26 protein-coding genes are annotated in these 25900 nt (G+C 73.4%); 8 read left to right on the top strand and 18 right to left on the bottom strand.

Annotation, left to right across the window (positions count from 1 at the left end; genetic code table 11):
* Positions 1-117 precede the first annotated feature (117 nt).
* Positions 118-1119, top strand: coding sequence for an ABC transporter ATP-binding protein (locus K415_RS0109595; RefSeq protein ID WP_024286840.1), 1002 nt, complete (start codon positions 118-120; stop codon positions 1117-1119).
* The gene (locus tag K415_RS0109590; protein WP_024286839.1) at positions 1116-2765 is read left to right on the top strand and encodes an ABC transporter permease; all 1650 of its coding nucleotides are present in this window, start codon (positions 1116-1118) and stop codon (positions 2763-2765) included. Before K415_RS0109595 ends, K415_RS0109590 begins: the two co-directional genes overlap by 4 nt.
* 46 nt (positions 2766-2811) lie before the next feature.
* Here K415_RS0109590 and K415_RS0109585 read toward each other — a convergent pair whose 3' ends face one another.
* The 6 genes from K415_RS0109585 to K415_RS0109555 all read right to left on the bottom strand — a co-directional run bounded on the left by K415_RS0109585 (position 2812) and on the right by K415_RS0109555 (position 7823).
* Positions 2812-3819 (bottom strand): LacI family DNA-binding transcriptional regulator, encoded by a 1008-nt coding sequence (locus K415_RS0109585; protein ID WP_369795214.1) that lies wholly within the window; start codon positions 3817-3819, stop codon positions 2812-2814.
* Complete coding sequence (proC, locus tag K415_RS0109580; RefSeq protein WP_024286837.1) at positions 3816-4646, bottom strand: pyrroline-5-carboxylate reductase; 831 nt, start codon at positions 4644-4646, stop codon at positions 3816-3818. Before proC ends, K415_RS0109585 begins: the two co-directional genes overlap by 4 nt.
* Positions 4647-4724: 78 nt before the next feature.
* On the bottom strand, positions 4725-5597 hold the full coding sequence (locus tag K415_RS21710) for a hypothetical protein (RefSeq protein WP_024286836.1): 873 nt from the start codon (positions 5595-5597) through the stop codon (positions 4725-4727).
* A 71-nt stretch (positions 5598-5668) separates the two neighbouring features.
* On the bottom strand, positions 5669-6400 hold the full coding sequence (locus K415_RS0109565) for an ABC transporter permease (protein WP_024286835.1): 732 nt from the start codon (positions 6398-6400) through the stop codon (positions 5669-5671).
* Positions 6397-7146, bottom strand: a complete 750-nt coding sequence (locus K415_RS0109560; RefSeq protein ID WP_024286834.1) for an ABC transporter ATP-binding protein — start codon at positions 7144-7146, stop codon at positions 6397-6399. Before K415_RS0109560 ends, K415_RS0109565 begins: the two co-directional genes overlap by 4 nt.
* A gap of 83 nt (positions 7147-7229) precedes the next feature.
* Positions 7230-7823, bottom strand: coding sequence for a TetR family transcriptional regulator (locus K415_RS0109555; protein ID WP_024286833.1), 594 nt, complete (start codon positions 7821-7823; stop codon positions 7230-7232).
* A 119-nt stretch (positions 7824-7942) separates the two neighbouring features.
* Between K415_RS0109555 and radA the strand changes: the two genes are divergently transcribed.
* From radA to K415_RS0109540, 3 genes are all read left to right on the top strand, one after another.
* On the top strand, positions 7943-9388 hold the full coding sequence (gene radA, locus K415_RS0109550; protein ID WP_024286832.1) for a DNA repair protein RadA: 1446 nt from the start codon (positions 7943-7945) through the stop codon (positions 9386-9388).
* 54 nt (positions 9389-9442) lie between these two features.
* Positions 9443-10498: a DNA integrity scanning diadenylate cyclase DisA gene (gene disA / locus K415_RS0109545; RefSeq protein ID WP_029663507.1), complete on the top strand. Its 1056-nt coding sequence runs from the start codon at positions 9443-9445 to the stop codon at positions 10496-10498.
* Positions 10499-10615: 117 nt separating this feature from the next.
* Positions 10616-10996, top strand: coding sequence for a VOC family protein (locus K415_RS0109540; protein WP_024286830.1), 381 nt, complete (start codon positions 10616-10618; stop codon positions 10994-10996).
* A gap of 52 nt (positions 10997-11048) precedes the next feature.
* On the opposite strand, the gene K415_RS21705 is transcribed toward K415_RS0109540, so the two are convergent.
* Positions 11049-11666 (bottom strand): hypothetical protein, encoded by a 618-nt coding sequence (locus K415_RS21705; protein ID WP_024286829.1) that lies wholly within the window; start codon positions 11664-11666, stop codon positions 11049-11051.
* 157 nt (positions 11667-11823) lie between these two features.
* Here K415_RS21705 and K415_RS0109525 point away from each other — a divergent pair, with 157 nt between their 5' ends.
* On the top strand, positions 11824-12711 hold the full coding sequence (locus K415_RS0109525; protein WP_024286828.1) for an adenine glycosylase: 888 nt from the start codon (positions 11824-11826) through the stop codon (positions 12709-12711).
* 15 nt (positions 12712-12726) lie between these two features.
* Here K415_RS0109525 and K415_RS0109520 read toward each other — a convergent pair whose 3' ends face one another.
* Positions 12727-13272 (bottom strand): amino-acid N-acetyltransferase, encoded by a 546-nt coding sequence (locus K415_RS0109520; protein WP_024286827.1) that lies wholly within the window; start codon positions 13270-13272, stop codon positions 12727-12729.
* A gap of 282 nt (positions 13273-13554) precedes the next feature.
* Here K415_RS0109520 and K415_RS0109510 point away from each other — a divergent pair, with 282 nt between their 5' ends.
* Both K415_RS0109510 and glpK read left to right on the top strand, forming a co-directional pair.
* Positions 13555-15306, top strand: a complete 1752-nt coding sequence (locus K415_RS0109510) for a glycerol-3-phosphate dehydrogenase/oxidase (RefSeq protein WP_024286826.1) — start codon at positions 13555-13557, stop codon at positions 15304-15306.
* A complete protein-coding gene (glpK, locus tag K415_RS0109505; protein ID WP_024286825.1) occupies positions 15299-16816 on the top strand; it encodes a glycerol kinase GlpK in 1518 nt (505 codons plus the stop codon). Before K415_RS0109510 ends, glpK begins: the two co-directional genes overlap by 8 nt.
* 18 nt (positions 16817-16834) lie before the next feature.
* Here the strand turns inward: glpK and K415_RS22740 are convergent, their stop codons facing one another.
* The 10 genes from K415_RS22740 to K415_RS0109455 all read right to left on the bottom strand — a co-directional run bounded on the left by K415_RS22740 (position 16835) and on the right by K415_RS0109455 (position 25886).
* Entirely contained in the window at positions 16835-17650 is an 816-nt protein-coding gene (locus K415_RS22740) for an alpha/beta fold hydrolase (protein WP_024286824.1), read from the bottom strand.
* Between the two features lie 51 nt (positions 17651-17701).
* Entirely contained in the window at positions 17702-18475 is a 774-nt protein-coding gene (locus K415_RS0109495; RefSeq protein ID WP_034661165.1) for an SDR family oxidoreductase, read from the bottom strand.
* 109 nt (positions 18476-18584) lie between these two features.
* Positions 18585-19694 (bottom strand): sugar kinase, encoded by a 1110-nt coding sequence (locus K415_RS0109490; protein WP_024286822.1) that lies wholly within the window; start codon positions 19692-19694, stop codon positions 18585-18587.
* A gap of 29 nt (positions 19695-19723) precedes the next feature.
* Positions 19724-20350, bottom strand: coding sequence for a bifunctional 4-hydroxy-2-oxoglutarate aldolase/2-dehydro-3-deoxy-phosphogluconate aldolase (gene eda, locus K415_RS0109485; RefSeq protein WP_231494867.1), 627 nt, complete (start codon positions 20348-20350; stop codon positions 19724-19726).
* 129 nt (positions 20351-20479) lie between these two features.
* Entirely contained in the window at positions 20480-21328 is an 849-nt protein-coding gene (locus K415_RS0109480; protein ID WP_024286820.1) for an IclR family transcriptional regulator, read from the bottom strand.
* A gap of 26 nt (positions 21329-21354) precedes the next feature.
* Positions 21355-22110, bottom strand: coding sequence for an SDR family oxidoreductase (locus tag K415_RS0109475; protein WP_024286819.1), 756 nt, complete (start codon positions 22108-22110; stop codon positions 21355-21357).
* On the bottom strand, positions 22107-23141 hold the full coding sequence (locus K415_RS0109470) for a zinc-binding dehydrogenase (protein ID WP_051480491.1): 1035 nt from the start codon (positions 23139-23141) through the stop codon (positions 22107-22109). Before K415_RS0109470 ends, K415_RS0109475 begins: the two co-directional genes overlap by 4 nt.
* Before the next feature lies 1 nt (position 23142).
* Positions 23143-24192, bottom strand: coding sequence for a C-terminal binding protein (locus K415_RS0109465; protein ID WP_024286817.1), 1050 nt, complete (start codon positions 24190-24192; stop codon positions 23143-23145).
* Positions 24189-24980 carry an SDR family oxidoreductase gene (locus K415_RS0109460; protein WP_024286816.1) on the bottom strand — a complete coding sequence of 264 codons (792 nt, stop codon included), beginning with the start codon at positions 24978-24980 and terminating at the stop codon, positions 24189-24191. Before K415_RS0109460 ends, K415_RS0109465 begins: the two co-directional genes overlap by 4 nt.
* Positions 24981-25052: 72 nt before the next feature.
* Positions 25053-25886, bottom strand: coding sequence for an IclR family transcriptional regulator (locus K415_RS0109455; RefSeq protein ID WP_024286815.1), 834 nt, complete (start codon positions 25884-25886; stop codon positions 25053-25055).
* Positions 25887-25900 lie beyond the last annotated feature (14 nt).

The following is a 25900-nucleotide window of genomic DNA, read 5'->3' as shown; positions in this document are numbered from 1 at the left end:
TACCGTCATTTGACAGTCACTGTCAGCCCGTTCGGAACCCACCGGACGGCCGGCACCGACACCAGCGGTCGGACGCTGCGGGGGCGGTCCCCCGCAGGCCCGACGGACGGAGGACCCGTGGAGAACGTCATCCGCACCCGCGGACTGGTCAAGGCCTTCGGCCGGACCCAGGCCCTCGACGGGGTCGACCTCACGGTGGGGCGCGGTGAGGTGCACGGGTTCCTCGGCCCGAACGGCGCCGGGAAGTCGACGACGATCCGGATCCTGCTCGGCCTGCTGCGCAAGGACGCCGGTGAGGCAGTCATGCTCGGCGGCGACCCCTGGCGGGACGCCGTCCCGCTGCACCGACGGCTCGCCTACGTCCCGGGCGACGTCAACCTCTGGCCCAACCTGTCCGGCGGCGAGGCGATCGACCTGCTCGCGTCGCTGCGCGGCTCGAGCGACCGACGCCGCCGTGACGAGCTGCTCGAACGTTTCGCGCTCGACCCCACCAAGAGGTGCAGCGCCTACTCCAAGGGCAACCGCCAGAAGGTCGCGATCGTCGCGGGGCTCGCGTCCGACGTCGAGCTCTTCCTGCTCGACGAGCCCACCAGCGGTCTCGATCCGCTGATGGAGACCGTCTTCCAGGATGTCGTGCGCGACCTGCGGGAAGGCGGTGCCACGATCCTGCTCTCGAGCCACATCCTGGCCGAGGCGGAGGCCCTGTGCGACACGGTCTCGATCATCCGGTCCGGCCGGATCGTGGAGTCCGGGACCCTCACCGCGCTCCGCCACCTCACGCGCACCGCGATCCACGTCACGACCACCCGTCCGCTCGACGCTCTCGACCGACTGCCCGGCGTGCACGACCTCGCAACGTCCGACGCCGGCCGGACCGCGCACTTCGAGGTCGCGGCCGAGCACCTCGGCGAGGTCGTCGAGCACCTCGGGGCGCACGGCGTCCGCACCATGACCAGCAGCCCGCCCACGCTGGAGGAGCTGTTCCTCCGGCACTACGGCGACGAGCTGGCGGCCCTGAACGGAACCGGGAACGGGAACGGGAACGGAACCAGCAACGGGAGCCGCGACGCGGATGCCCACGGCAGGCACCGGGCCCGCAGCGACGAGGTGGCACGGTGAACGCGACGACCGCCGCGCGAACCTTCACCGGGACCGGCCGCCTGGTGCGACTCGCCGTGCGCCGCGACCGGATCCTGCTGCCGGTCTGGATCCTCGCCATCAGCGGGATCGCCGGAGCCGTGGTCGCCAGCTACGCCGCCACCCTGCCGAACGAGGCCGAACGAGCCGTCACGGCGGCGTTCAGCGCGAGCAACCCGATGACGAGGGTGTTCGACGGCGCGGCGTCAGGCACGTCGCTCGGTGCGATGTCGCTGGTCGAGGGCTACAAGGTGCTGGCCATCCTGACCGCGCTGATGAGTGCGCAGGCCGTCGTCCGGCACACCCGGCAGGACGAGGAGACCGGCCGCGCGGAGCTGCTCGGCTCCGCCGTCGTCGGTCGGCACGCGCGACTGACCGCGGCCCTGGTCGTGACACTGAGCGCCGACCTCGTGCTCGGCGCAGCCGTGGCCGGCGCGCTGGTCGGCACCGACCTGCCGGTGTCCGGCTCGCTCGCTGCGGGCGTCGCCGTCGCCGGCACCGGCTGGGTCTTCGCAGGCATCGCCGCGGTCGCCGCACAGGTCCTGACCACGGCGCGGGGCGCGAACGCCGTGGCCGCGGCAGCCTTGGGCGTGGCGTTCGTCGTGCGGGCCGTCGGCAACCTGCTCGGCGAGGTCACCGACAGTGGCGTCGAGCTGGTCACCGCCTGGCCGGCCTGGCTGTCGCCGCTCGGCTGGGGCCAGGAGGTGCGCCCGTTCGACCAGGACAACTGGTGGGTCGCCGGGCTCTTCGTCGGCCTCACGGCCGTCCTGGTCGCCGTCGCCTTCGTGCTCACCGCGCACCGGGACGTGGGGTCCGGCATGGTGCCGGCCCGCTCCGGCCCGGCCTACGCCCCGCGCGGGCTGAGGTCGGCGACCGGGCTGGCCTGGCGCCTGCAGCGTGGGGTCCTGCTGGCCTGGCTGATCGGACTGGTCGGAGCGGGCGCCGCGTTCGGTGCCGTCGGCAAGAGCGCCGAGGACCTCGTCGCCGACAACGACCAGATGGAGCAGATGCTCGCGCGCCTCGCGCCCGAGGGCGGGATCGTCGACCTCTACTTCACCCTGCTGATGGCGATCATCGGCGTCGCGGCCGCGGGGTACACGGTGCAGGCCCTGCTGCGGATGCGCGCCGAGGAGGCGACCGGTCGGCTCGAGCCCGTGCTCAGCACAGCCGCCGGTCGCACCCGCTGGCTGGCCGGTCACGTCGTCATCGCTGCCGGCGGCACGACGGCGATCCTCGTCCTGAGCGGTCTGGCCGGCGGCCTCGTCTACGGCAGCGTGACGGGGAGCTGGGCCGCGGGCGTCAGCGACCTGCTCGGAGCCGCGCTCGTCCAGGTGCCCGCCGCCCTGGCGCTCGGCGCCCTGGTGCTCGCGCTGTTCGGCCTGCTGCCCCGGTGGGCCGGCTCGCTCGCCTGGGCCGCGCTGGCCGTCGCCCTGGTGATGGGCCAGCTCGGCGCCCTGCTCGACCTGCCCCAGTGGCTGCTGAACGTCTCACCGTTCACGCACGTCCCCCGGGTCCCGGCCGAGGCCTTCTCGGCGACGCCGGTGGTCTGGCTGGTGGCGGTCACCATCGCCCTGGGCGCCGTCGGGTTCGCGGCGTTCCGTCGGCGGGACCTGGCGATCGGCGCCTGATCCGGGGTCGGCCCCGCACTGCTGCACGCTGCGCGGCACGCCGCTGTCAGCTGCGCGGCACGCCGCTGCTCGCGCGGACGACGAGACGTGGCTCGATGAGCTCCGGCTGCACCGCGTCACCGGCGATCGCCCCGAGCAGCAGCTTCATGCAGCGACGACCGAGCGCCCCGAACTCCTGACGCACGGTCGTCAGCGGCGGGAAGAAGTTCGCCGACCCGTCGACGTCGTCGAAGCCCACCACCGAGACGTCGCCCGGGACGCGCACACCGGCCTCGGCGAAGGCGCGCAGCAGCCCGAGGGCGAGCTGGTCGTTCGCGGCGAAGACCGCCGTCGGCAGCACCCCGTCCAGCAGCCGGAGCCCGACGTCGTAGCCCCGGCCGGCTGTCCAGTCCCCTCCGATCGGGTCACCGGCGGTGATCCCTGCTTCGGCGAGCTCGTCCTGCCAGCCGCGGACGCGCGCCCGCGCGTCGAGCCAGTCCACGGGCCCGGCGAGGTGGGTCACCTGGGTGTGGCCGAGGTCCAGCAGGTGACGGGTGGCCAGCCGGGCGCCCGCGTACTGGTCGACCGCGACCGAGTGCAGCCGCCCCGGCAGGTCCTTGGGACCGACCATGACCACCGGGATCGGCGCGTCGAACGCCTGCACGGCTTCGATCGCCTCGTCGTGCGCCGCGATGACGACCACACCCTCGACGCCCTGGGACATGAAGTGCTCGAGCACCTCGTGCATGCCCTGCGCCTCCCACCGCGCGACCGTCGCGACGCTGACGAACATGCCGGCGTCACGCGCGGCACCCTCGACGGCGATCAGCGTGCTGGTCGGGCCGAACAGCGCCGAACCGGACGTCAGGACGCCGATGGTTCCCGTCCGCCGCGTGACGAGCGCCCGGGCGGCGGTGTTGCGGCGGTAGCCGAGGGCGGCGATCGCATCAAGCACGCGCTGCCGGGTCTCCGGGCGGACGCTCGGGTGCCCGTTGAGGACCCGGGACACGGTCTGGTGCGAGACCCCTGCGACGGCCGCGACGTCGCTCATGGCAGGGGGTCGTGCGATGGTCACCCGTCCAGCTCTGCGGCAAGCTCACGCGAGCGGTCGCGAGCCGCCTCCGCCGCGGCCAGGACCGCAGCCCGCACACCGTGCGCATCGAGCTCGCGCAGGGCGGCGACAGTCGTGCCACCCGGGGAGGACACCCGCTCGCGGAGCACGACGGGATGCTCACCCGACGCGGCAAGGAGCAGCGCGGAGCCGCGGAAGGTCGCCGTCGCGAGCTGCAGCGCCTGCGCCCTGGTCAGCCCGAGCAGCACGCCGGCCTCGGCCAGCGCATCGACGAGGTAGAACACGTAGGCCGGGCCGGAGCCCGAGATCGCCGTCACCGCGTCCAGGTCGTGCTCAGCGACCTGGATCACGAGCCCGGTGCCCGCGAGCAGGGCCTGGACCCGGTCGAGGTGCTCGGGGGTCGCCGACGTGCCGCCGCTGATCGCCGCGGCTCCCTCGCCGATCACGGCGGGCGTGTTCGGCATCACGCGCACGACCGGGACACCGGCCGGCAGACGCGTCTCGTAGAACGAGATCGGCAGGCCGGCGGCGACGCTCACCACGATCGCGCCGGGACGCAGGGCGGGCGAGATCTCGGCCAGGGCGCCGGCGACGTCGTTCGGCTTGAGCGCGATCACGACGACGTCGGCGCTCGCCGCGACCTTCGCGTTGCCGTCCGCCGCGCGAACGCCGTAGCGCTCACCGAGCTCGTTGGCCCGCGTGGCGAACCGCTCGCTCACGGCGAGGTCGTCGATCGCGACACCGGCCCGCAGCACCGCCGCGACGATCGCCTCGCCCATCACGCCGCCACCGAGCACCGCGACGCGTCCGTACGTCGCAGGTCCGGTCATCGCACGCTCCTTGTTCTTCTGATCACGGGACTGTCACGGTCACGTCACAAGAGTGTCACGATCACAAGCCTGTCACGATCACAGGGCGTACGCGGTGTAGACGTCCCGGAGGGCCTCGACGGGTCCGTCGACCTGGAGCACGGCGGTGCCGTTGGTCCAGGTGACGGTACCGGTGCCGTCACCTCGCGGCGCGACCAGGTAGCGGCCCACCTCGGTGCCGGCGACCTGGACGGAACCCTCCTCGACGTCGGTGCTCGACGCGTCGGGGGCCTCGGTCGCGTCCCCGGCGTCGGAGCCGCCGGCGGCAGCGACCGCAGCCGTCTGCTCCTGGACCATCACCTGGTAGGCGGCCGCGGCGGCTTCGGGCGTCGCCCACTGGCCGGCCAGGACGACGAGGTCCTGGCTGCCGTCGGTGTAGCCGAGGCGGTAGCCCTCGAGCGCACCGGCTGCCACCATCGGGGGGTTCTGCTCGACCGAGCTCAGTGCGTAGGCGAGCACCGTCGACGGCAGGGCCTCGAAGAACGGCGTGCCGGCGTCGCGGGCGATCGGGTCGACCGTCGGCGTGGGGACCGGGAGCGTCACGACCTCGGCCTCGAGGGTCTCGGCGGCCGCCCGGGGCTCGGGGTCGTTGCCGAGCACGAGCACGGCGCCGACCACGAGGCCGACGAGCACAGCGCCGCCGGTGATCAGCATCCACAGCGGCGGGCGGCGGCGGCCGGTCGGCTCCTCGTCGTCCGGTCCGGTCGACGGTCCGGCGGCGTGGCTGGGGACCGCACCGTGCGCAGGCGTCGGGGAGGCGCCAGGCCCGCCCGGCCGACGCGCGCCACGGCCGATCGGGTCCGACGGCGCTGTGCCGGGAGCAGCGGCATCGGCACCGCCGCCGACCCCGCCGAAGGGCCACCTGCGCGTCTCGTCCTCGCCGGGGCCCTTGCCTGATGTGGTGTCGCTCATCCGTCTCTCCCTGCCTGTGCTGTGCGGTCAGCCTATGGCCTGCCCGCACGTGGCACCCGGAGGGCTCGCGCTCAGGGCGTCCGACGGCGCAGGGTCAGGGCCCCGAGCAGCAGTGCACCGGCGATGAACAGGACGATCACGCCCACCGCGCCGCGGACCTGCTCGAACCCCGCACCTGCGGCCAGCTGCTGCAGCGCTTCCATGCCGTAGGTGAGCGGGAACACGCGCGAGATCGCCTCGAGCACGTCCGGCATCTGGTCGCGCGGCATGACCAGGCCGCCGAGGATCAGCTGCGGGAAGATCATCACGGGCATCAGCTGGACCGCCTGGAACTCGGTCTTGGCCACCGCCGAGCCGGCGAGGCCCAGCGCGGTGCCGAGGATCGCGTCGAGCACGGCGACCAGCAGCACGACCCAGAGCTCGCCGAGGACCTCCATGCCGCAGACCCAGATCGCGAACGCGGCGAGCACGAGCGCCTGGACGACCGCGACGAGAGCGAACGCCAGCGCGTAGCCGAGCACGACGTCGGCCTTGCCGACGGGGGTCGCCATCAGGCGCTCGAGCGTCCCGGACTGCCGCTCACGCAGGGTGGCGACGCTCGTGACGAGGAACATCACGATCAGCGGGAAGAGGCCGACGAGCAGCGGGCCGAGCATGTTGAGCACCGGCGTGCCGTCGAACATCCACGCGATCAACCCCGTCAGCAGACAGGGCAGGACGATGAGGATCGCGATCGTGCGTGGGTCGTGGCGGATCTGGCGCAGCACCCGCTCGGCGCCGGCGAGGGTCAGTCTCGCGCTCATCGTGCGGTCCCCTCGGTCGTCATGCCCTCGACGAGGGTCAGGAAGGCACCCTCGACGTCGTCCGCGCCGGTCCGTGCGAGCAGCTCGGCAAGGGTCGCGTCGGCCAGGACCCGGCCGTCCCGCAGGAGCACGAGCCGGTCGCACCGCACCGCCTCGTCCATCACGTGGCTCGAGACCAGCAGCGAGGTCCCCCGGTCGCTCAGCTCGCGGAACAGGCTCCACAGGTCGCGGCGCAGCACCGGGTCGAGCCCGACCGTCGGCTCGTCGAGCACCAGCAGGTCCGGCGAGGCGAGCAGGGCGACGGCGAGCGAGACGCGCGAGAGCTCCCCGCCGGACAGGTTGCCCACCCGACGGCCGGCGAGCGCGGTCAGGTCGACGTCCCGCAGGCTGCGGACGACGTCGTCCTCCACCGCACCGAGCAGCCGCGCGAAGTAGCGCAGGTTCTCGACGACCGTGAGGTCGGTGTAGACGCTCGGCGCCTGGGTCACGTACCCGACCCGGTGCCGCAGCACGGGACTGCCGGCAGGTCGGCCGAGCACCTCGACGGTCCCCTCGGCGACCTCCTGCACACCGACGACAGCACGCATCAAGGTCGTCTTGCCGCTCCCGCTCGGGCCGAGCAGCCCGATCAGCCGGCCCGCCGGGAGGTCGAGGTCCATGCCGGTGATCACCTCGACCCCGTGCCGACCACCGCGCACGACGCGCAGCCCGCGGATCCGGATCACCGGTTCGTCAGTATTCCCCATGCGGGGAATACTGACACCTGCCAGGCCACCGGCACAAGGGACGGCCGGCCGGTCGTCGGTGCTCGGACCAGGCGGCCGCCGGATCAGCCGGACGGCTCGAGGTAGTGCTGGAGCACCGGGCCGACCCGGCGGACCAGCTCGGCGGCGTCCGCGCTCGCGATCGGCTCGACCTCGAGCACGTACCGGGCCACCAGCAGCCCGGCCACCTGGGACGCGACCAGGCTCACCCGGAGCGGAGCGTCGGGCCCGGGCATCGCCGCAGCGACGCGGACGAACACCTCCCGGACCAGGAAGTCGCGGACCAGGGTGTCCTGGCCGGCGGCCGCGGCACCGAAGACGATGCGGAACTGCTCGCGCCCGCCCGGGGCGTCCCAGATGTCCAGGACGCTCGCGACGAGCCGCTCGCCCAGGCCGTCGATGCCGCCGGCCAGGAGCCCGGCGACCACCTGCGACGGGTCGGTCGGCCGATCCGCGACGGCCACCGCGAAGACCTCCGGCTTGCCGCCCGGGAAGTAGTACCGCACGAGCGCAGGGTCGACCCCCGCCGTCCGGGCGATGCCTCGGACGCTCGCCGCGTCGTACCCGCGCTCGGCGAACTCGACACGCGCGGCGGCCACGATCTCGGCGCGCGCCCGCGCACCACCGGCCCGGCGTCCGCGCTGCCGCTGCTCACCCATGGCCGCAGCCTAGAAGGCCACGGCCGTCGGCGAGCCGATCGGGGTGCGCCGGTGCATCGGCACCCGCCGTGCGGCCTGCCGGACGGGTCGTGTCGGACCAGGGCACTACCGTCGACCGCGTGTCGACGACCACAGCACGCAGCGCCCGGCCCCGCTCGCTGCGCCCCGGCTACACCTGCACCGACTGCGGCTGGACCGCCTCGAAGTGGGCCGGCCGGTGCGGCGAGTGCCAGGCGTGGGGAACTGTCGTCGAGGACAGCCCGGCAGGCGCCGGACCACGCACCGCGGCGACGCCACCCACCCGTGGCCCGGCCCGCCCGATCACGGACATCGACGTCGAGCCGGCGCGGGCCCGGGCCACCGGCATCGGCGAGCTCGACCGGGTCCTGGGCGGCGGCCTCGTCCCCGGCGCCGTCATCCTGCTGGCCGGCGAGCCCGGCGTGGGCAAGTCGACGCTGCTGCTCGACGTCGCGAGCCGGGTGGCGACCGGTCACGGGCCGGCCGGCTCGAACGGTCCCGCCGGGTGCCCGCGCACGGTGCTGTACGTCACCGGCGAGGAGTCGACGGGGCAGGTCAGGCTGCGCGCGGAGCGGATCGGCGCGCTCGCGCCCGGCCTGCTCCTTGCGGCCGAGACCGATCTCGGCGCCGTGCTCGGGCACCTCGAGTCGCACGACCCGGTCCTGCTCGTCGTCGACTCCGTGCAGACCATCGCGTCGAGCCTCGTCGACGGTGCCCCGGGCGGCGTGAGCCAGGTCCGCGAGGTCGCCGCCGCACTCATCGCCGCCGCCAAGGCACGCGACATCCCCGCCCTCCTGGTCGGGCACGTGACCAAGGACGGGAACGTCGCCGGGCCGCGCACGCTCGAGCACCTCGTCGACGTGGTGTGCCAGTTCGAGGGCGACCGGCACTCGAGGCTGCGCATGCTCCGGGCGACCAAGAACCGCTACGGGCCGACGGACGAGGTCGGCTGCTTCGACCTGACCGAGCGGGGCTGCCTCGAGCTGCCGGACCCGAGCGGGCTGTTCCTGTCCCACACCGTGCGGCACGTCGCCGGGACCTGTGTGACGGTGACCCTCGAGGGCCGCCGCCCGCTCGCGACCGAGGTGCAGGCGCTCGTCGTCCCGACCCTCCTGAGCAACCCACGACGGGTGACCAGCGGCGTGGACTCGAGCCGGTTGGCGATGGTGCTCGCGGTGCTCCAGCGCCGGGCGGGCGTCCCGATGGCCGACCGCGACGTGTACGTCTCGACCGTCGGTGGCGCACGCCTCGTCGAGCCGGCAGCCGACCTGGGCATCGCCCTGGCCGCTGCGAGCGCGAGCGAGGACGTCCCGCTGGTCGACCAGCTGGTCGCGATCGGCGAGGTGGGTCTGGCCGGTGAGATCCGGCCGGTCGTCGGCCTGGGCAGGCGGCTGAACGAGGCGCGACGCCTCGGCTTCACGAAGGCCGTCGTCCCGGCCGGAACTGTCGAGACCGGCGAGGCACCGGACGGTCTCGAGCTGCTCGAGGCGACCGACGTCGGCCAGGCACTGCGCCTTGCCCGCGGGCCCCGCCTGCGACCGGCGTAGGTGCCGCTCGCGTACGATTCGGACGTGGTCACCACCGAGCGCTCCGCCGAGGACATGCTGCGTTCAACCCTCGCCGCCGTCGCGCCCGGGACGGAGCTGCGCGACGGTCTCGAACGCATCCTCCGGGGCCGCACGGGCGCCCTGATCGTGCTCGGCCACGACAAGGTCGTCGAGTCGATCTGCTCGGGCGGCTTCAGCCTCGACGTCGAGTTCCAGGCGACCCGGCTGCGTGAGCTCGCCAAGATGGACGGCGCGATCGTGGTCGACCGCGACGCGACCCGGATCCTGCGCGCTGCCGTCCAGCTGCTGCCGGACCCCACCATCGAGACGACGGAGTCCGGGACCCGCCACCGTACGGCCGAACGGGTGGCGAAGCAGACCGGCTTCCCGGTCGTCTCGGTGAGCCAGTCGATGCGGATCATCGCGCTCTACGTCGGCGACTCGCGCTACGTGCTCGAGGGCTCCGACATCATCCAGTCCCGCGCGAACCAGGCGCTCGCGACCCTCGAGCGGTACAAGTCGCGCCTCGACGAGGTCGCCGGGACGCTCTCCGCCCTGGAGATCGAGGACCTGGTCACCGTGCGCGACGTCGCGGCCGTCGTGCAACGGCTCGAGATGGTCCGCCGGATCTCCGAGGAGATCGCGGGCTACGTCGTCGAGCTCGGCACCGACGGCCGACTGATGGCGCTGCAGCTCGACGAGCTGATCGGCGGTGTCGGGTCGGACCGGCAGCTCGTGATCCGCGACTACACCGAGACGCCGCGGACCGGGCGCACCCTGGCCGAGGTGCAGGCGGCGCTGGCCACCCTCGACGCCAACGAGCTGCTCGACCTGGGCTACATCGCTCGGATCCTCGGCCTGGTCACCGTCGACGACTCGCTCGACGGTGCCGTCGGGCCGCGCGGCTACCGGCTGCTGTCCAAGGTGCCGCGCCTGCCCGCGACGATCGTCGACCGCCTGGTCGGACACTTCGGCGGCCTGCAGAAGCTGCTCGCGGCCGGGATCGACGAGCTCATGGCCGTCGAGGGCGTCGGCGAGCAGCGGGCCCGTGCGGTGCGTGAGGGCCTCTCCCGGCTGGCCGAGTCGAGCATCCTCGAGCGCTACGTCTGAGCCCGCCGTCGGCCGGGCCTGACGCCCGCCTGAGTCCTGGCGACCCGGAGGCGGGTCGTCCGAACCTCTGAGGTCCAGGCCCTCGCCGCGCGCCGCCGGGCGCGCTACCGTGCCCGGATGGGAGTCGTGATCAGCCAGCTCTGCATCGACAGCGCCGATCCGGTCGTCCTCGGCAGGTGGTGGGCCGAGACGCTCGGTTGGGCGATCGAGGACGACGATCCCGAGGAGGTCTGGGTCGCGCCGGACGGCGACGCCCAGCGGGGGATCCTCTTCCTGCGCGTCCCCGAGGGCAAGACGGTCAAGAACCGGCTGCACCTCGACCTGCGCCCGGAGAACGGCTCGGACCAGGCGACCGAGCTCGATCGCCTGGTGGTGCTCGGTGCGACGCGGGTGGACGTCGGCCAGGGCGCCGTGCCGTGGATCGTGCTCGCCGACCCCGAGGGCAACGAGTTCTGCCTGCTGCGCGGTACCCCCGCCGAGTCCGCCGCAGCGGGCTGACCGCCGGCGGCATCAGCCCAGGCGCTAGGCGGATCAGCCAGCGCCGACGGGATCAGCCCAGGTCGAAGACGACCGGCGCGCTCTCGGCGCCGAGGAGCTTGGTGACCGCGTTGTAGGTGCCGGGCCGCGGCTCGGGCAGCCCGGTCGCACAGCCCTCGGCGGAGCGGATGCGCGACCAGCCGACGTCGACCGCGTCGCGGGCACCGGGCTCCAGGAGCAGCATCCGCTCACCGCCCTCGGCGGGGCAGTCCAGCGACGACCAGATGCGATCGGCGCCCGAGGTGATCAGGATCTCCCGGCCCGGATCGCCGGCGTCGACGGTGCAGCTGACGGTCCCGGTGTTCGTGACGGCGACGGTGAAGATCGGCAGGACGCCGGCGGCGTAGGTCGTCGCGTCGGTCGTGAGCGTCAGGGCCAGCTCGGCCGCGGTGCAGGCAGCCGGCCCGCCCGGGTCGGTCGCCGCGGCGTCGTCCGTCACCGCGCCGTCGGCCGCGGCCGGGTCCGCCGAGCCGGCCGGGTCGGCGGGTGCATCGGCGTCGGGGTCCGCACCGCCACGCAGCAGGGCGAACACGACCAGGACGACGACAACGGCGACGAGCACGATCACGAGCCGGCGGATCCAGTAGACCCGTTCCGGCTGCGGTCCGACCGGGTGCAGCACGGTGCTCATCGACGCCTCCATCCCTCGCCTCACGCTACGACCGCCCGCGGCTCGGGGACGGGAGCCGCGCCGGGGGTCGTGCGACGAGGTCCACGCGGCCGGACCGGGCCACCGCGGTCCCCGGTCGGCCGGACGCGGGCCGCCGGCCGTCCGGCATGATCGGACGGTGGAGCACCCGCTGGTCGCGCCGGTCCTGGCGTGGTTCGACGAGCACGCGCGCGACCTGCCCTGGCGTGCGCCCGACCGCACCGCCTGGGGCGTGCTGGTCAGCGAGGTGATGCTCCAGCAGACGCCGGTCGTGCGGGTGGAGCCGCTGTGGCGTGCCTGGATGCTCCGCTGGCCCACCGCTGCCGACCTCGCCGAGGCGAGCACCGCGGACGTGCTGCGGGCCTGGGACCACCTCGGCTACCCGCGGCGTGCGCTGCGGCTCCAGGCGTGCGCCCGCGTCGTCGTGGAGCGGCACGGCGGGGTGCTGCCGACCGCACCGGACGCCCTGCTCGCGCTGCCCGGCGTCGGGACGTACACGGCCGCTGCGGTGCTGGCCTTCGCGCACGGTCGGCGCGCCGTCGTCGTCGACACCAACGTGCGGCGGGTCCTCGGCCGGACCGTCCAGGGCACGGCTCTGCCGCCACCGCACCTGAGCGTCGGCGAGCTGCGGCGGGCCGAGCAGATCGTGCCCCTGAACGACGCACGGGCCGCCGGCTGGAGCGCTGCGGTGATGGAGCTGGGTGCCCTGGTGTGCACCGCGCGCTCGCCCCGGTGCGCGGACTGCCCGGTCGAGCAGCTGTGCGCCTGGCGGGCGGCCGGCATGCCGCCGGACACGCTGGGGCATCGCCGCCGGTCGCAGGCGTGGGCCGGGACGGACCGCCAGGCCCGCGGACGGCTGATGGCTGCGCTGCGCGACGCGTCGGGGTCCGTGCCTGCGGCGGCGCTCGCCGAGGTCGTCACCGGTGACGAGCAGCGGGAGCGCGCACTCGCCGGTCTCGCGGCCGACGGGCTTCTCGTGGCCGAGCCCGACGGGGTCGCCGGCACCACCTACCGCCTGCCCACCTGACGCCGTCGCGGCCCCTCAGAGCTCGATCAGCATCCTGGTGTTGCCGAGGGTGTTCGGCTTGACCCGGGCCAGGTCGAGGAACTCCGCGACGCCGTCGTCGTGCGAGCGCAACAGCTCGGCGTACACGTCGGTGTCCACCGGGGTGCCGGCGATCGCCCGGAAGCCGTGCCGCGTGAAGAAGGCGATCTCGAAGGTCAGGCAGAAGACGCGCTGCAGGCCGAGCGCCTTGGCCCGGTCGAGCAGCTCACCGAGCAGGGCATGCCCGACGCCGTGCCCGCGCCAGGCCGGATGGACGGCGAGCGTGCGCACCTCGGCGAGGTCGGACCACATGACGTGCAGGGCACCGCAGCCGATCAGCGCCGCTGTCGCGTCCTGGGCGACGACGAACTCCTGGACCGCCTCGTAGTAGCCGACCATCTCCTTGGCGAGCAGGATCCGCTCGTCGGCGTAGGGCGCGACGAGGTCGCGGATCTCGCGGACGTCGCGCGGCAGGGCAGACCGGACGGAGTACGGCTGCTCGGGGCGGTCCTGGTGGTCGGGTGTCGCCGTGGGTGCGCTCACCCCGCACACGCTAGGGCACCGACGGGGCCCGTCCCCGGCGGACGCCGGCCCGGGTGCGTCGTGCTCGAACGCGCGAGGCCGGTGCGAGGACAGTGCGAGGTCAGCGCGACGTCAGGGCGACCCACTGGCCGGTGCCGGTCCGCGCGGCGCCCTTGCGGCGCCGTCCGTCGGTCGTGACCATGGGACTGTCGCGCGTCCGACGGCTGGACAGACCAGGGCACCCGGATCCGGGTTGCCGCGTGGCCGACGGCACCGGTCGGACCGGTGCGCGAGGAGGACAGCGTGAGGACAGCAGCACTGACGCCCGCGGCTCGGCACGATGCGCTCACCACGCTCGAGCGATCGACGGAGCCCGGCGGCGAGCTCGACGTCCTGGTCGTCGGCGGCGGCGTCACGGGCGCAGGCATCGCGCTCGACGCGGTCACCCGCGGGCTGCGGGTCGCCGTCGTCGAGGCGCAGGACTGGGCGAGCGGGACGTCCGGCCGTTCGAGCAAGCTCGTGCACGGCGGGCTGCGCTACCTCCAGATGCTCGACTTCCACCTGGTGCACGAGGCCCTGACCGAGCGCGACCTGCTGCTCAAGCGCCTGGCACCACACCTCGTCCGGCCGGTCGCGTTCCTCTACCCGCTCGAGCACAAGGTCTGGGAGCGGGCGTACGTCGGTGCCGGCGTCGCGCTCTACGACGTCCTGGCCAGCATCGTGCCCGGCAACCGCGCCCTGCCGTGGCACCGGCACCTGAGCCGCTCGGCGATGTCGCAGCTCTTCCCCGACCTGCGTCACGACACCGCCGTCGGCGCCATCCGGTACTGGGACGCGAGCGTCGACGACGCCCGCCTGGTCACCATGCTGATCCGGACGGCTGCGAGCTACGGCGCGCACGCAGCGAGCCGCACCCAGGTGATCGAGCTGACCCGACGGAGCACCGGCGCGGTCGACGGCGCGGTCGTGGCGGACCTCGAGACCGGGCGCCGGATCACCGTCCGCGCCGACCAGGTGATCAACGCCACCGGCGTCTGGACCGAGGAGACCGAGGCACTGACCGGCGGTGCGGGCGGCCTGCGCGTGCTGGCCTCCAAGGGCATCCACATCGTGGTGCCGCGCGACCGGATCCGCGGTGACGTCGGGCTGATCCTGCAGACCGAGAAGAGCGTGCTGTTCGTCATCCCGTGGTCCCGGTACTGGGTCATCGGGACCACCGACACGCCCTGGGAGCACGAGCTCACGCATCCGGTCGCGACCGCGGCGGACATCGACTACGTGCTCGAGCACGCCAACGCCGTGCTCGCCGACCCGCTCACCCGCGACGACATCATCGGGACCTGGGCCGGGCTGCGGCCGCTGCTCCAGCCCGGGACGAAGGCCGGGACCTCCTCGGCCAAGGTGTCACGCGAGCACACCGTCGCCTCGCCGGCACCCGGCCTGACGGTGATCGCGGGGGGCAAGCTCACGACCTACCGCGTGATGGCCGAGGACGCCGTCGACTTCGCCCTCGGCGACCGGGCCGCGGCGCTGCCGTCGATCACCGACCGCATCCCGCTCGCCGGGGCGGAGGGGCATGCGGTGCTGCAACGCCAGGCCCGTCGGATCGGGGCGACCTACGGCTGGGACCGCGCCATGCTCGACCACCTGCTGCACCGGTACGGCTCGCTGCTGACCGAGGTGATCGACCTGGTCGACGCGGACCCGTCCCTCGCCCGCCCGCTCACCGGCGCGCCGGCCTACCTGCGCGCCGAGGTGGTCTACGCGGCGAGCCACGAGGGCGCGCTGCACCTCGAGGACGTCCTGGTCGGTCGCACCCGCCTGGCCTACGAGCAACGGGACCGCGGGCTCGGTGCGATCGAGGAGATCGCGGTCCTGGTCGGCGATCGGCTCGGCTGGACGCCGGAGCGGCGCGCGCACGAGATCGCCTCCTACACCGCACGCTGCGAGGCCGAGGAGGCCGCGTCCCACGAGCCCGACGACGCCGCCGCCGAGAAGGCCCGCCTCCGGGCGGCGGACGTCGCACCGCTGCACGAGCTCACCGCCCGTGGCTGACCACATCCTGGCGATCGACCAGGGGACCACGAGCACCCGCGCGATCGTCTTCGACCACGCGGGCTCGGTCGTCTCGATGGGCGCCAAGGAGCACACCCAGATCCTGCCGAGGCCGGGCTGGGTCGAGCACGACCCGATGGAGATCTGGGCCAACGTCCGTGAGGTCGTCGGCCTCGCCCTGACCCGCGCGAACCTGAGCCACCGGGACATCGCCGCCGTCGGCATCACGAACCAGCGCGAGACGACTGTGGTGTGGGACCGGCTCACCGGTGAGCCGGTCCACAACGCGATCGTCTGGCAGGACACCCGCACGCAGAAGATCTGCGACGGGCTCGCCGCGCTCGGCGGAGGTGCGGACCGCTACCGGGAGCGCGTCGGTCTGCCGCTGGCGACGTACTTCTCCGGTCCGAAGATCCGCTGGATCCTGGACAACGTCGCCGGCGTCCGTGAACGGGCCGAGCGGGGCGAGCTGGCGTTCGGCAACACGGACGCCTGGGTGCTGTGGAACATGACCGGCGGCATCGTCGGCGGCGTGCACGCGACCGACGTGACGAACGCCTCGCGCACCATGCTGATGAACATCGACTCGCTGACCTGGGACGCGGAGATCGCGGCCGAGATGGGCGTCCCGCTGTCGCTGCTGCCCGAGATCCGCTCGTCCTGCGAGATCTACGGAACGGGCCGGCCGGGCGGCATGGTGCCCGGGGTGCCGATCGCCGGGGTCCTCGGGGACCAGCAGGCGGCGACGTTCGGCCAGGCCTGCTTCGCGGTCGGGACCGCGAAGAGCACCTACGGGACCGGCAACTTCATGCTGCTCAACACCGGGACCACGCCGATCCGGTCGACGCACGGCCTGCTGACGACCGTCTGCTACAAGATCGGCGACCAGCCGCAGGTCTACGCGCTGGAAGGCTCGATCGCCGTGACCGGGTCGCTCGTGCAGTGGCTGCGGGACAGCCTGGGGCTGATCACGGACGCGGCGGAGGTCGAGGCGCTCGCAGCATCGGTGCCGGACAACGGCGGGGCGTACTTCGTCCCCGCCTTCTCGGGCCTGTTCGCACCGTACTGGCGGTCCGACGCCCGCGGCGCGCTCGTCGGGCTCACCCGGTACGTCACCAAGGGACACATCGCGCGGGCCGCGCTGGAGGCCACGGCCTTCCAGACGCGTGAGGTGCTCGATGCGATGAACGCCGACGCGGGCGTCGACCTGACCGAGCTCAAGGTCGACGGCGGCATGGTCGCCAACGAGCTGCTCATGCAGTTCCAGGCGGACATCCTGGGCGTCCCGGTGATCCGTCCCCAGGTCACCGAGACGACGGCGCTCGGTGCGGCCTACGCGGCCGGCATCGCGGTGGGCTTCTGGTCCGGCGAGGCGGACGTCGTGGCGAACTGGGCCCTGGGCCGACGCTGGGAGCCGTCGATGGACGACGCCGCACGCGCCAGGACGTACCGGAACTGGAAGAAGGCCGTGACCAAGACGTTCGACTGGGTCGACGAGGACGTCGACTGACCCGGTTCAGCTGGCGGTTCAGCCGGCGGCTGAGTCGGCGGCGGACACCACGCGCCGCACTGCTGCGACGAACATCGCCCGGCCCTCGCGGCGCACGTTGTGCCCGACGCCGATCAGCGGGACGTGCGTGAGCAGCGGGCCGAGGAGCTCGTGCGCGCGCTCGACGTGCTGCGCGTCGACGATCGCCCCGCGGGCCGGCTCGCCGGTCAGGAGCGTGACCGGGACACCGATCTGCCCGACGGCCTCGGACCAGACCCGCCCGGCCCAGTCGTGCGGGACGTCGGCCAGGCCCTGGTCGACCTGACGTTTCGACGACGTCCACGGACCGTGCTCGTCGGCCGGCCACCCCGGGTTCTCCCGCTGCGAGCGCTCCTCGAGCTCGGCCTGCGTCCGCCCGACGAAGGACCTCAGGGTGCCGCGCAGCCACCGGGGCACCCCGGCGTCGTCGACCTCACGGGCCCGGTTCCAGGCCGGCTCCTCCAGGACCACGGCAGCGACCAGCTCAGGCGCGGTCAGGGCGAGCTCCTGGGCGACCAGGCCGCCCATGGAGTGACCGACGACCACGACCGGCCGGCCGACGGCATCCCGGACGGCGGCGGCCGCGTCGGCGGCAAGAGCGGCGATCGTGAACGGCTCGGCAGGCAGGTCCGAGCGCCCGTGACCGCGGGCATCGACCGCCAGGACCGCCCGGCCGTCGGCGAGCCAGGGCAGCACGGGGCGCCAGCACTCGGCCGAGTCGGTCACACCGTGCAGGGCGAGGACCGGGACACCCGGGCCGTCACCGTGCAGGTCCCACGCGACACGTCCGGTTCGTCCGCTGCAGATGCTGAGCACGGCTCTCACGCTAGCGCCCACCTGCGGGAACAGCCCCACGCAGGGACCAGGTCACCAGGCGGAGTCCCCCCGCATGATGGCGTCCGTGCCGCCGTCGATGTAGACGACCTGACCGCTGACGTGCGTGTTCTCCTCGCTGACGAGCCACGCGAGGAGCCGCGCCGGGACGTCGGGCATCATGATCCCGCCGGTCGGCATCGGCGCACGCGCGAGAGCCGCCTTGCGGCCGCCCTCGGTGGAGATCACGCCCCGCGTCAGGGGCGTCGCGACCACACCCGGGCCGACGGCGTTGAGCGGGATGCCGGCGCCGGCCCAGGCCGGGCTCGGCGCGGTGCGGCGCATCCACCGGACCAGCGCGGCCTTGCTGCTCGGGAAGACCTGGTCGCCGCTGCCGGCCTCGAGGAGCTTCGCGGTCCGTTCGAGCGCCCCGCGCTCGTCGCCGGCCAGGCACAGGTCCACGAGCTCGGCGTCCGCCGGGAGGAGGCACGCCATCGCACCGGTGAGCGCCGCACGCGGTGCATCGGAGTGCCGGAGCAGCGGGCGCAGTCCTTCGAGGGTGGCGATCGCGCCGAAGACGTTCACGGCGATCGTCGACGCGCACGGGCTGACCAGACCCGCGTTGGCGACGATCGCATCGATCCGGCCACCGGTCAGCTCGGTCACCCGCTCGACCATGTCGCGGCGTCCGGTCTTGACCGCGAGGTCCGCCTCGACCTCGGCGCCGGAGAGGTCGACCCCGATGACCCGGTCACCGCGTCCGTGCAGGAGGTCCTTGAGGGCCTTGCCGATACCCGATGCCGATCCCGTGATCACAACCGTGCGCATCACGCCTCCATCGCCGGGTCGAGCGTTCGCCCGCCCCCAACGCTAGGAACGGACGCGGCGCGTCGGCGTGGACCTAGGTCCCTGCAGGCCGGCGGTCAGCGGTCAGCGGTCAGCGGTCGACGCGTGCGCCCCCGCCGCCGGCGAGCTTGAGGACCTCGGCCTTCGTCGCCATGGTCGTGTCGCCCGGTGTAGTCATGGCCAGCGCGCCGTGCGCGGCGCCGTACTCGACGGCTGTCGCGAGCGGCTGACCGTCGAGGAGTCCGTAGATCAGGCCCGAGGCGAAGGAGTCGCCGCCCCCGACCCGGTCCATGATCTCCAGCCGCTCGCGATGCGTGGCCTGCACGACGCCGGTGGCCCTGGACCAGGCAATGGCGCCCCAGTCGTTGATGCTCGCGCTGCGCACGGTGCGCATCGTCGTCCCGATGACCTTGAAGTTGGGGTAGGCCGCCGCGGCGGTCTCGATCATCGCGGCGAACGTGCCCACGTCGAGCGCGGAGAGGTTCCCGTCGACCCCCTCGACCTCGAAGCCGAGGCTCGCGGTGAAGTCCTCCTCGTTGCCGATCATCACGTCGATGCTCGTGGCGATCTCACGGTTGACCTCCTGAGCCTTGGCCTGGCCGCCGATGGCCTTCCACAGGCTGGGCCGGTAGTTCAGGTCGTAGGAGACGACGGTGCCGTACTTCTTGGCCGCCGTCACGGCCTCGACGACGGTGTCCGCCGCCGACTCGCTCAGCGCCGCGAAGATCCCGCCGGTGTGCAGCCAGCGGACGCCGAGCTCGCCGAACAGGTGGTCCCAGTCGATGTCGCCGGGCTTGAGCTGGGACGCGGCGGTGTTCCCGCGGTCCGAGACCCCGACCGCGCCACGGACGCCGAAGCCCCGCTCGGTGAAGTTGAGGCCGTTGCGCACGCTGCGGCCGATGCCGTCGTACGGCACCCAGCGGATGAGCTGGGTGTCGAGCCCGCCGGTCAGGATGAAGTCCTCGACCAGACGACCGATCTCGTTGTCGGCCAGGGCGGTGACGACCGCGGCGCGCAGACCGAAGGCGCGGCGCAGGCCACGGGCGACGTTGTACTCACCGCCACCCTCCCAGGCACGGAACGACCGCGCGGTCCGGATGCGCCCCTCACCCGGGTCGAGCCGGAGCATGACCTCCCCGAGGGACACCGCGTCGTAGCGGCACTCGGCAGCGGGCCGGATGGTCAGGGCGCTCTCGGTCATCGTCGTGGTCCTTCGTCGTGAGGTGTCGGTCAGGAGCGCGCCGCGAGGGCGACGGCCTGTGCGGTGAGCTCGGTGATGCCCGCGAAGTCGCCGGCCTTGACCCGGTCGCGCGGGACCATCCACGAGCCGCCGACCGCGGCCACGGCCGGGATGCTCAGGTAGTCGTGCAGGTTCTTCGGCCCGATGCCGCCGGTCGGCACGAAGCTCACGCCGCCGAAGGGCGCCGCGAGGGCGGCGATCGCGGCGGCGCCGCCCGAGGTCCCGGCCGGGAAGAACTTCACGGTGCTCAGCCCGAGCTCGAGGGCCGCCTGGATCTCGGTCGCGGTCACCGCACCGGGCAGGGCCAGCACGCCGTGCTCGCGGCAGCGCTCGACGACCGCGCGGCTCAGGCCCGGCGAGACGACGTAGGCGGCGCCGGCCGCGACCGCCTGGTCGACCTGCTCGACGGTCAGGACGGTCCCGGCACCGACCAGGATGTCGCCGCGGGCAGCCATCGCGCGGATCGAGTCCTGCGCGGCTGCGGTGCGGAAGGTGACCTCGGCCACGGGGAGGCCGCCGGCCACCAGGGCACCGGCGAGCGCATCGGCGTCGGCCGCGTCGTCGAGCACGACGACCGGGACGAGGCGGGCCGCGCTCAGGGCTGACAAGGTGTCCATCACAGCATCCATTCCGTTAGGCGAAACGTGTGTATCGCTCTCCGGAACCAAGGATGCCACGACTCGTCGCCGAACTCAACCCCTGCCGGTCACCCACGACGGCGGGAGCGACCTCGGACGCGCCGGACCTCAGTCGCGCAGGGTGGCCGGAACCGGCTCCGGCGGGAGCGCCAGCCCGTCCGGCAGCAGCGGTGGCAGGACCTCGAGCATCTGGCGGTGCAGCCAGGCGATCCGTTCGGTGGTCATCCGCTCCGCCGGCGCCGTGATGCTGACCGCGGCGATCGCGACGCCCGAGCGCAGCAGCGGGACGGCGACGCAGCTGATGCCTGGCTCGTTCTCCTGCTCCTCGGTCGCATAGCCGCGGGCCGCAGCACGCTCGACGACCTCCCACACGTGCTCGACGTCGATCCGGCCGTCGCCGTCCGCGGCGCGCGCGTAGCCGGCGAGCATCGACCGGTCGGTCCCCCGGTGCGCGAGCAGGGCGCGGCCCAGGGCGGTCGTCACCGCCGCGCTCCGTCGGCCGATCGAGGACCACACGCGCACCGAACGGTCCGGCTCCACCTTGTCCAGGTAGACGACCTGCGTCCCGCTGAGCACCCCGAGGTGCACGAGCTCGTCGACCGCGCCGCACAGGGCGATCAGGGCCGGGTGCAGCAGGACGGGCAGGTTCTCGTCGCTGAAGAAGTCGTCGGCGAGCTGGGTCGCGCTCGGGCCGAGCGTGTAGGCGCCCGACGACGGGTCCTGGGCGACGAAGCCGCGGAACCGCAGGGCGGCGAGCGCGCGATGGACAGTCGTCTTGTTCAGGTCGAGCGCCGCCGCGAGCTCGGCGAGGGTCATCCCGTGCGCACCGGCCCTGGCCAGGGTCTGCAGCGCGAGCAGCGCGCGGTCGACGCTCTCCACCGGTGAGGAGGTCTGCGCCATCGTGCTCTCCTGATCGTCGACGTGCTCGACCGCGGCCACCGACCTGCGGTGCGGCATGTGCCCAGGGTAGGAGGCCGGACGACCTACCGGGCCAGCCAGCCGCCGTCGACGGCCAGGACCTGACCGTGCACGTAGCCCGCTGCCGGTGACGCGAGGAAGACCACGACGTCGCCGATGTCCTGCGGCAGGCCCCACCGGCCGGCGGGGATCCGCACCGACAGCTGCTCGAGGCGTACCGGGTCGGCCAGCAGGGCGACGTTCATGTCGGTCGCCATGTAGCCCGGCGCGACGGCGTTGACGTTGACGCCCTGGCCTGCCCACTCGTTGCACAGCGCCTTGGTCAGCTGCGCGACAGCGCCCTTGCTCGCCGCGTAGGCCGGGACCGTCATGCCGCCCTGGAAGGAGAGCAGCGAGGCCAGGTTGACGACCGCCCCGTGCCCGCGCTCGAGCATCGGCCGGCCGAAGAGCTGGCAGAGCTGGAAGACGGCGCGCAGGTTGACGTCGATGACGTGGTCCCAGGCCGCCAACGGGAAGTCGACCGCGGGGTGGCGGTCCTGGGTGCCGGCGTTGTTGACCAGGATGTCGATCCGGTGGTCGGCCAGGACCTGCGCGGACGTCGCCGCGATGGCATCGCTGTCGGCCAGGTCGAGCGGGTAGTGCTGGACCGCCCGGCCCAGGTCGGCCGCCTGCCCGGTGAGCTCGTCGGGCAGCGGGTTGCGGCCGAGGACGACGACGTCGGCTCCGGCCGCCAGCAGCGCCTGGGAGATGCCAAGACCGAGGCCGCGTCCGCCACCGGTGACGACGGCCGTGCGGCCGGTCAGGTCGAAGGGGCTGCTCATGCGTCTGCCTTTCCGTCCAGGGGGGTGATCAGGACCTTGAGGCAGTCCTGGCCGGAGGTCGCCGCTGCCAGGGCGGCGCCGACGTCGGCCAGCGCGAAGGCCTTGGTCGGGAACCGGTCGAGCCCCAGCGCGCCGGCGGCGATCAGCTCGATCGCCCGCGTCATGTCGGCCGACGTGTAGACGCGCACCCCGACGACCGTCTGCTCCTTGAAGCACACGGCCTGCAGGTCGAGCGGCGTCGGCTGCTTGTAGACCCCGACGACGACGATCCGCCCGAGCACCCGCGTCGCGGCGGTGAGCTCGGCGGCCACCGTGGGGTGGGCCGCGGAGTCGAACGTCGTGTCCGCACCCTCGCCATCGGTCAGCGGGGCCAGGGTCTCGACCATCGTCGAACCGTCGGCGACCACGGTGAAGCCCAGGTCCTCGGCCACCTGCCGGCGCCACGGGCTGGGCTCGGTGATGACGACCGTGCCGGCACCCTCGTGCCGGGCGACCATCGCGGTCAGCACGCCGATCGGACCGGCGCCGTAGACGGCGACGGTGTCACCCGGATGCATCCCCGACAGGGCCACCGCGTGCACCGCGACGGCGAGCGGCTCGGCCAGGGTCGCGGTCCGGGGGTCGACGCCGGCCGGCACCTCGTGCAGGACCTCGGGCGGCACGGCGACGTACTGCGCCATCGCCCCGGGGGCGTCGATGCCGTACAGCCCCAGGCGTCGGCACACGTGCGGGTGACCGTCCCGGCAGGCCCGGCACCCGCCGCAGCTGATCAGGGGCTCGACGGTGACCAGGGCGCCCGCCGTCGGGCCGGTCGCACCGGCGACCTCGACCCAGCCGGAGATCTCGTGGCCCATGATCAGCGGGGCCGTCGCACGCGGGTGCTTGCCGTGCACGATCGACAGGTCGGTCCCGCAGACGCCGTCGTACGCCACCTTGACCAGTGCCCAGCCGGCCGGGACGTCCGGCAGCGGCACGTCGGTGACCTCGACCTGGTCGGTGCCGGTCCACACGGCTGCCTTCATCGTGCTCATCTCATGCTCCTGTCGGCAGGGCTGCGGGGGTTGCGGTGGTTGCGCGCACGGCGGGGGCCGCCACGGCGCACGCGGCGTTGCGGCCCGGCGCCCCGAGCACCTCCGGGTTGACGATGTCGCGGGGCGCCCGGCCGGCGCACACGTCCACGACGTTCGCCACGGTGCGCCGCTTGAGCTCGTCGTACGACTCCTCGGTGTACCAGGCGAGGTGCGGGGTCAGGACCACCGAGTCGAAGCCCATCAGCGGGTGGTCCGGGGGCAGCGGCTCGGTCTCGTGGACGTCGATCGCCGCACCGCGGATCGAGCCGGAGCTCAGGGCCGCCACGAGCGCGCCGGTGTCGACGACCCCGCCGCGGCTCGTGTTGACCAGGATCGCGTCGGTCCGCATCGCCGCGAGCTCCCGGGCACCGATCAGCGAGCGGGTGCTCTCGTTCAGCGGGGTGTGCAGCGACACCACGTGGGAACGCTCGAGCAGCTCGTCCAGACTCACCAGGGGGAAGCCGTGGAACGCGTCCGAGCCTGGCTCGGCGGCGATGTCGTGGCCGAGCACCTCGTACCCGAGACCGGCCGCCTTGCGTGCGGTCGCGGTGCCGATCAGGCCCATCCCCACGATGCCGAAGACCCGCCCGGAGGTCTGGTAGAGCGGACGGACCGCGACCAGGTCGAACGAGCCGTCACGCATCCCGCGGTCGAGCCGCGGGATGCCACGGGCGGTCGCGAGGGTCAGCCCGATCGCGTGGTCCGAGACCGACTCGGTGCCGTAGTCCGGCACGTTGCAGACCGCGATGCCGCGTTCGGTCGCCGCGGCCACGTCCACCGAGTCCACCCCGACGCCGTACCGGCCGATCACCCGCAGGCTCGGCAGCGCGTCCATCACCTCCGCGGTGATCTCGGCGTACTGGACGAGGATCCCGTCGGCGCCGGCGACGTTGGCGATCAGCTCGGCCGCCGAGCGGGACTGGGTCAGGACGAGCTCGGCACCCGCCGGGTCGGTGACCTCGTGCTCACGGTCGAACGAGTCGTGGTCGCACTCGGTGATGACGATCCTCATCGGGCGAGCCAGCCACCGTCGACCGGCAGGATCGCGCCGTTGACGTAGTCGGCCGCGCGCGAGCACAGGAACAGGACGGCACCGGCGATGTCCGACGGCTGCGCCCAGCGGGCCGCCGGGATGCGCGCGAGGATCGCGTCGCTGCGCGCGGCGTCCTGACGCAGGTCGTGGGTGTTGGCGGTCGCGACGTACCCGGGCGCGACCGCGTTGACGTTGACGCCCTTCTCGGCCCACTCGTTGGCCAGCGCCTTGGTCAGTCCGGCGATGGCCGACTTCGAGGATGTGTAGCCGGGGACGTTGATGCCGCCCTGGAAGCTGAGCATCGACGCGGTGTTGACGATCTTCCCGTGGCCGCGCTCGATCATCGTGCGGCCCACCTCGCGGGACAGGACGAAGGTCGAGCGGAGGTTGACGTCGAGGACGTGGTCGAAGTCCTCGTCGGTGTGGACCGCGGCGGGGGCACGGCGGATGGTGCCGCCGTTGTTGATCAGGATGTCGACGCCGCGGCCGGCGAGGTCGGCCGCGAGCGCGGTGACCTGCCCGCGGTCGGAGAAGTCGGCACGCAGCGGGGTGAACGTGCGTCCGGTCGCCTCGACGGCGGTGCGCACGGCGCTGGCACCCTCGGGCATGTCGTGGCTGACCCCGATGACGTCCGCACCGGCCGAGGCGAGGCACTCGGCGATGGCCAGGCCGATCCCCTGGCTGGCGCCCGTGACGACCGCCAGCTGCCCTTCGAGGCTCAGGAGACTCTCCGCATACGCGGCAGGCGTGATGGCTGCGTTCGTCATGGGTGCGTTGCTCTCTTCGTTCGGGGAGTTCGGGGCGTTCGGGACGGTCAGGTCAGGTCAGGTCAGGTCGTGTCAGGTCGTCGGGTCCGGGGTGTAGCCGAGGGCGGCGGAGATCTTGTCGGCCGTCTCGACGGCCAGGACGGACATCGCCTCGATCTGCTCGACGGTGTGCTCGAGCGTGAGCGTCGAGATGCTCAGGCCGTACGTGATCGACCCGGTGTGGTCGCGGATGGGGGCCGCCACGCAGCCGACCCCGGGGACGTTCTCCTCGCGGTCGAGGGCGTAGCCCAGCTCACGGACCGTCGCGATCTCGGCCCGCAGGCCCTCGATGCTCGTGATCGTGTGCTCGGTCCGGCGCGGCAGGCCCGCGCGCGCGACGAAGCGTTCGAGGCCGTCGTCCGTGTAGCTGCTCAGGACGACCTTGCCGATGCCGGAGGAGTGCATCGGGATGGCGTGGCCGACCCGCGAGGGCATCTGGTACGGCTTGTCGGAGTCGCTGCGGATCAGGTAGACGATCTCGTCCCCGTTGACCACGCCGACGTGCACCGTGCAGTGCACCTTCTCGACGAGCGCGTCGACGAAGGGCTGCGCGATGGCCGAGATGTCGATCCGCGCCAGGGCCTGGCCCGCGAGGGACAGGATCTTGGGGCCGGGCAGGTAGCTGCCGTCGGCCGCGACGGCGACGAACCGCCGGTCGACGAGCGTCGACAGGATCCGATGGGTGGTCGCCTTGGCCAGTCCGGTCGCCTCGACCACGTCCATGAACCGGGCATGGGTCAGGGCCGCCTCGAGCACGAGCAACGTCTTCTCGCTCGCGTTGGCGCTCGGCGCGACGCGGACGTCGGCACCCGCGACACCGCTGCCGATGGGCTCGACGACGGGTCCGGGCGTGGTCTCGATGGCCATGGTCTGTCCTCAGG

The organism is Cellulomonas sp. KRMCY2, assembly GCF_000526515.1.
In the GTDB taxonomy this organism is placed as follows: Bacteria; Actinomycetota; Actinomycetes; order Actinomycetales; family Cellulomonadaceae; genus Actinotalea.
The sequence above is the reverse complement of the archived record's forward strand: the minus strand, read 5'-3'. Positions and strand labels throughout refer to the sequence as shown.

Bases quoted from the DNA above. Each gene is read 5' to 3' on its own strand.
- proC (WP_024286837.1), bottom strand. From the start codon at position 4,646: ATGACCGGACCTGCGACGTACGGACGCGTCGCGGTGCTCGGTGGCGGC.
- K415_RS21710 (WP_024286836.1), bottom strand. From the start codon at position 5,597: ATGAGCGACACCACATCAGGCAAGGGCCCCGGCGAGGACGAGACGCGC.
- K415_RS0109565 (WP_024286835.1), bottom strand. From the start codon at position 6,400: ATGAGCGCGAGACTGACCCTCGCCGGCGCCGAGCGGGTGCTGCGCCAG.
- K415_RS0109560 (WP_024286834.1), bottom strand. From the start codon at position 7,146: ATGGGGAATACTGACGAACCGGTGATCCGGATCCGCGGGCTGCGCGTC.
- K415_RS0109555 (WP_024286833.1), bottom strand. From the start codon at position 7,823: ATGGGTGAGCAGCGGCAGCGCGGACGCCGGGCCGGTGGTGCGCGGGCG.
- disA (WP_029663507.1), top strand. From the start codon at position 9,443: ATGCTGCGTTCAACCCTCGCCGCCGTCGCGCCCGGGACGGAGCTGCGC.
- K415_RS0109540 (WP_024286830.1), top strand. From the start codon at position 10,616: ATGGGAGTCGTGATCAGCCAGCTCTGCATCGACAGCGCCGATCCGGTC.
- K415_RS21705 (WP_024286829.1), bottom strand. From the start codon at position 11,666: ATGAGCACCGTGCTGCACCCGGTCGGACCGCAGCCGGAACGGGTCTAC.
- K415_RS0109495 (WP_034661165.1), bottom strand. From the start codon at position 18,475: ATGCGCACGGTTGTGATCACGGGATCGGCATCGGGTATCGGCAAGGCC.
- K415_RS0109490 (WP_024286822.1), bottom strand. From the start codon at position 19,694: ATGACCGAGAGCGCCCTGACCATCCGGCCCGCTGCCGAGTGCCGCTAC.
- eda (WP_231494867.1), bottom strand. From the start codon at position 20,350: ATGGACACCTTGTCAGCCCTGAGCGCGGCCCGCCTCGTCCCGGTCGTC.
- K415_RS0109480 (WP_024286820.1), bottom strand. From the start codon at position 21,328: ATGCCGCACCGCAGGTCGGTGGCCGCGGTCGAGCACGTCGACGATCAG.
- K415_RS0109475 (WP_024286819.1), bottom strand. From the start codon at position 22,110: ATGAGCAGCCCCTTCGACCTGACCGGCCGCACGGCCGTCGTCACCGGT.
- K415_RS0109470 (WP_051480491.1), bottom strand. From the start codon at position 23,141: ATGAGCACGATGAAGGCAGCCGTGTGGACCGGCACCGACCAGGTCGAG.
- K415_RS0109465 (WP_024286817.1), bottom strand. From the start codon at position 24,192: ATGAGGATCGTCATCACCGAGTGCGACCACGACTCGTTCGACCGTGAG.
- K415_RS0109460 (WP_024286816.1), bottom strand. From the start codon at position 24,980: ATGACGAACGCAGCCATCACGCCTGCCGCGTATGCGGAGAGTCTCCTG.
- K415_RS0109455 (WP_024286815.1), bottom strand. From the start codon at position 25,886: ATGGCCATCGAGACCACGCCCGGACCCGTCGTCGAGCCCATCGGCAGC.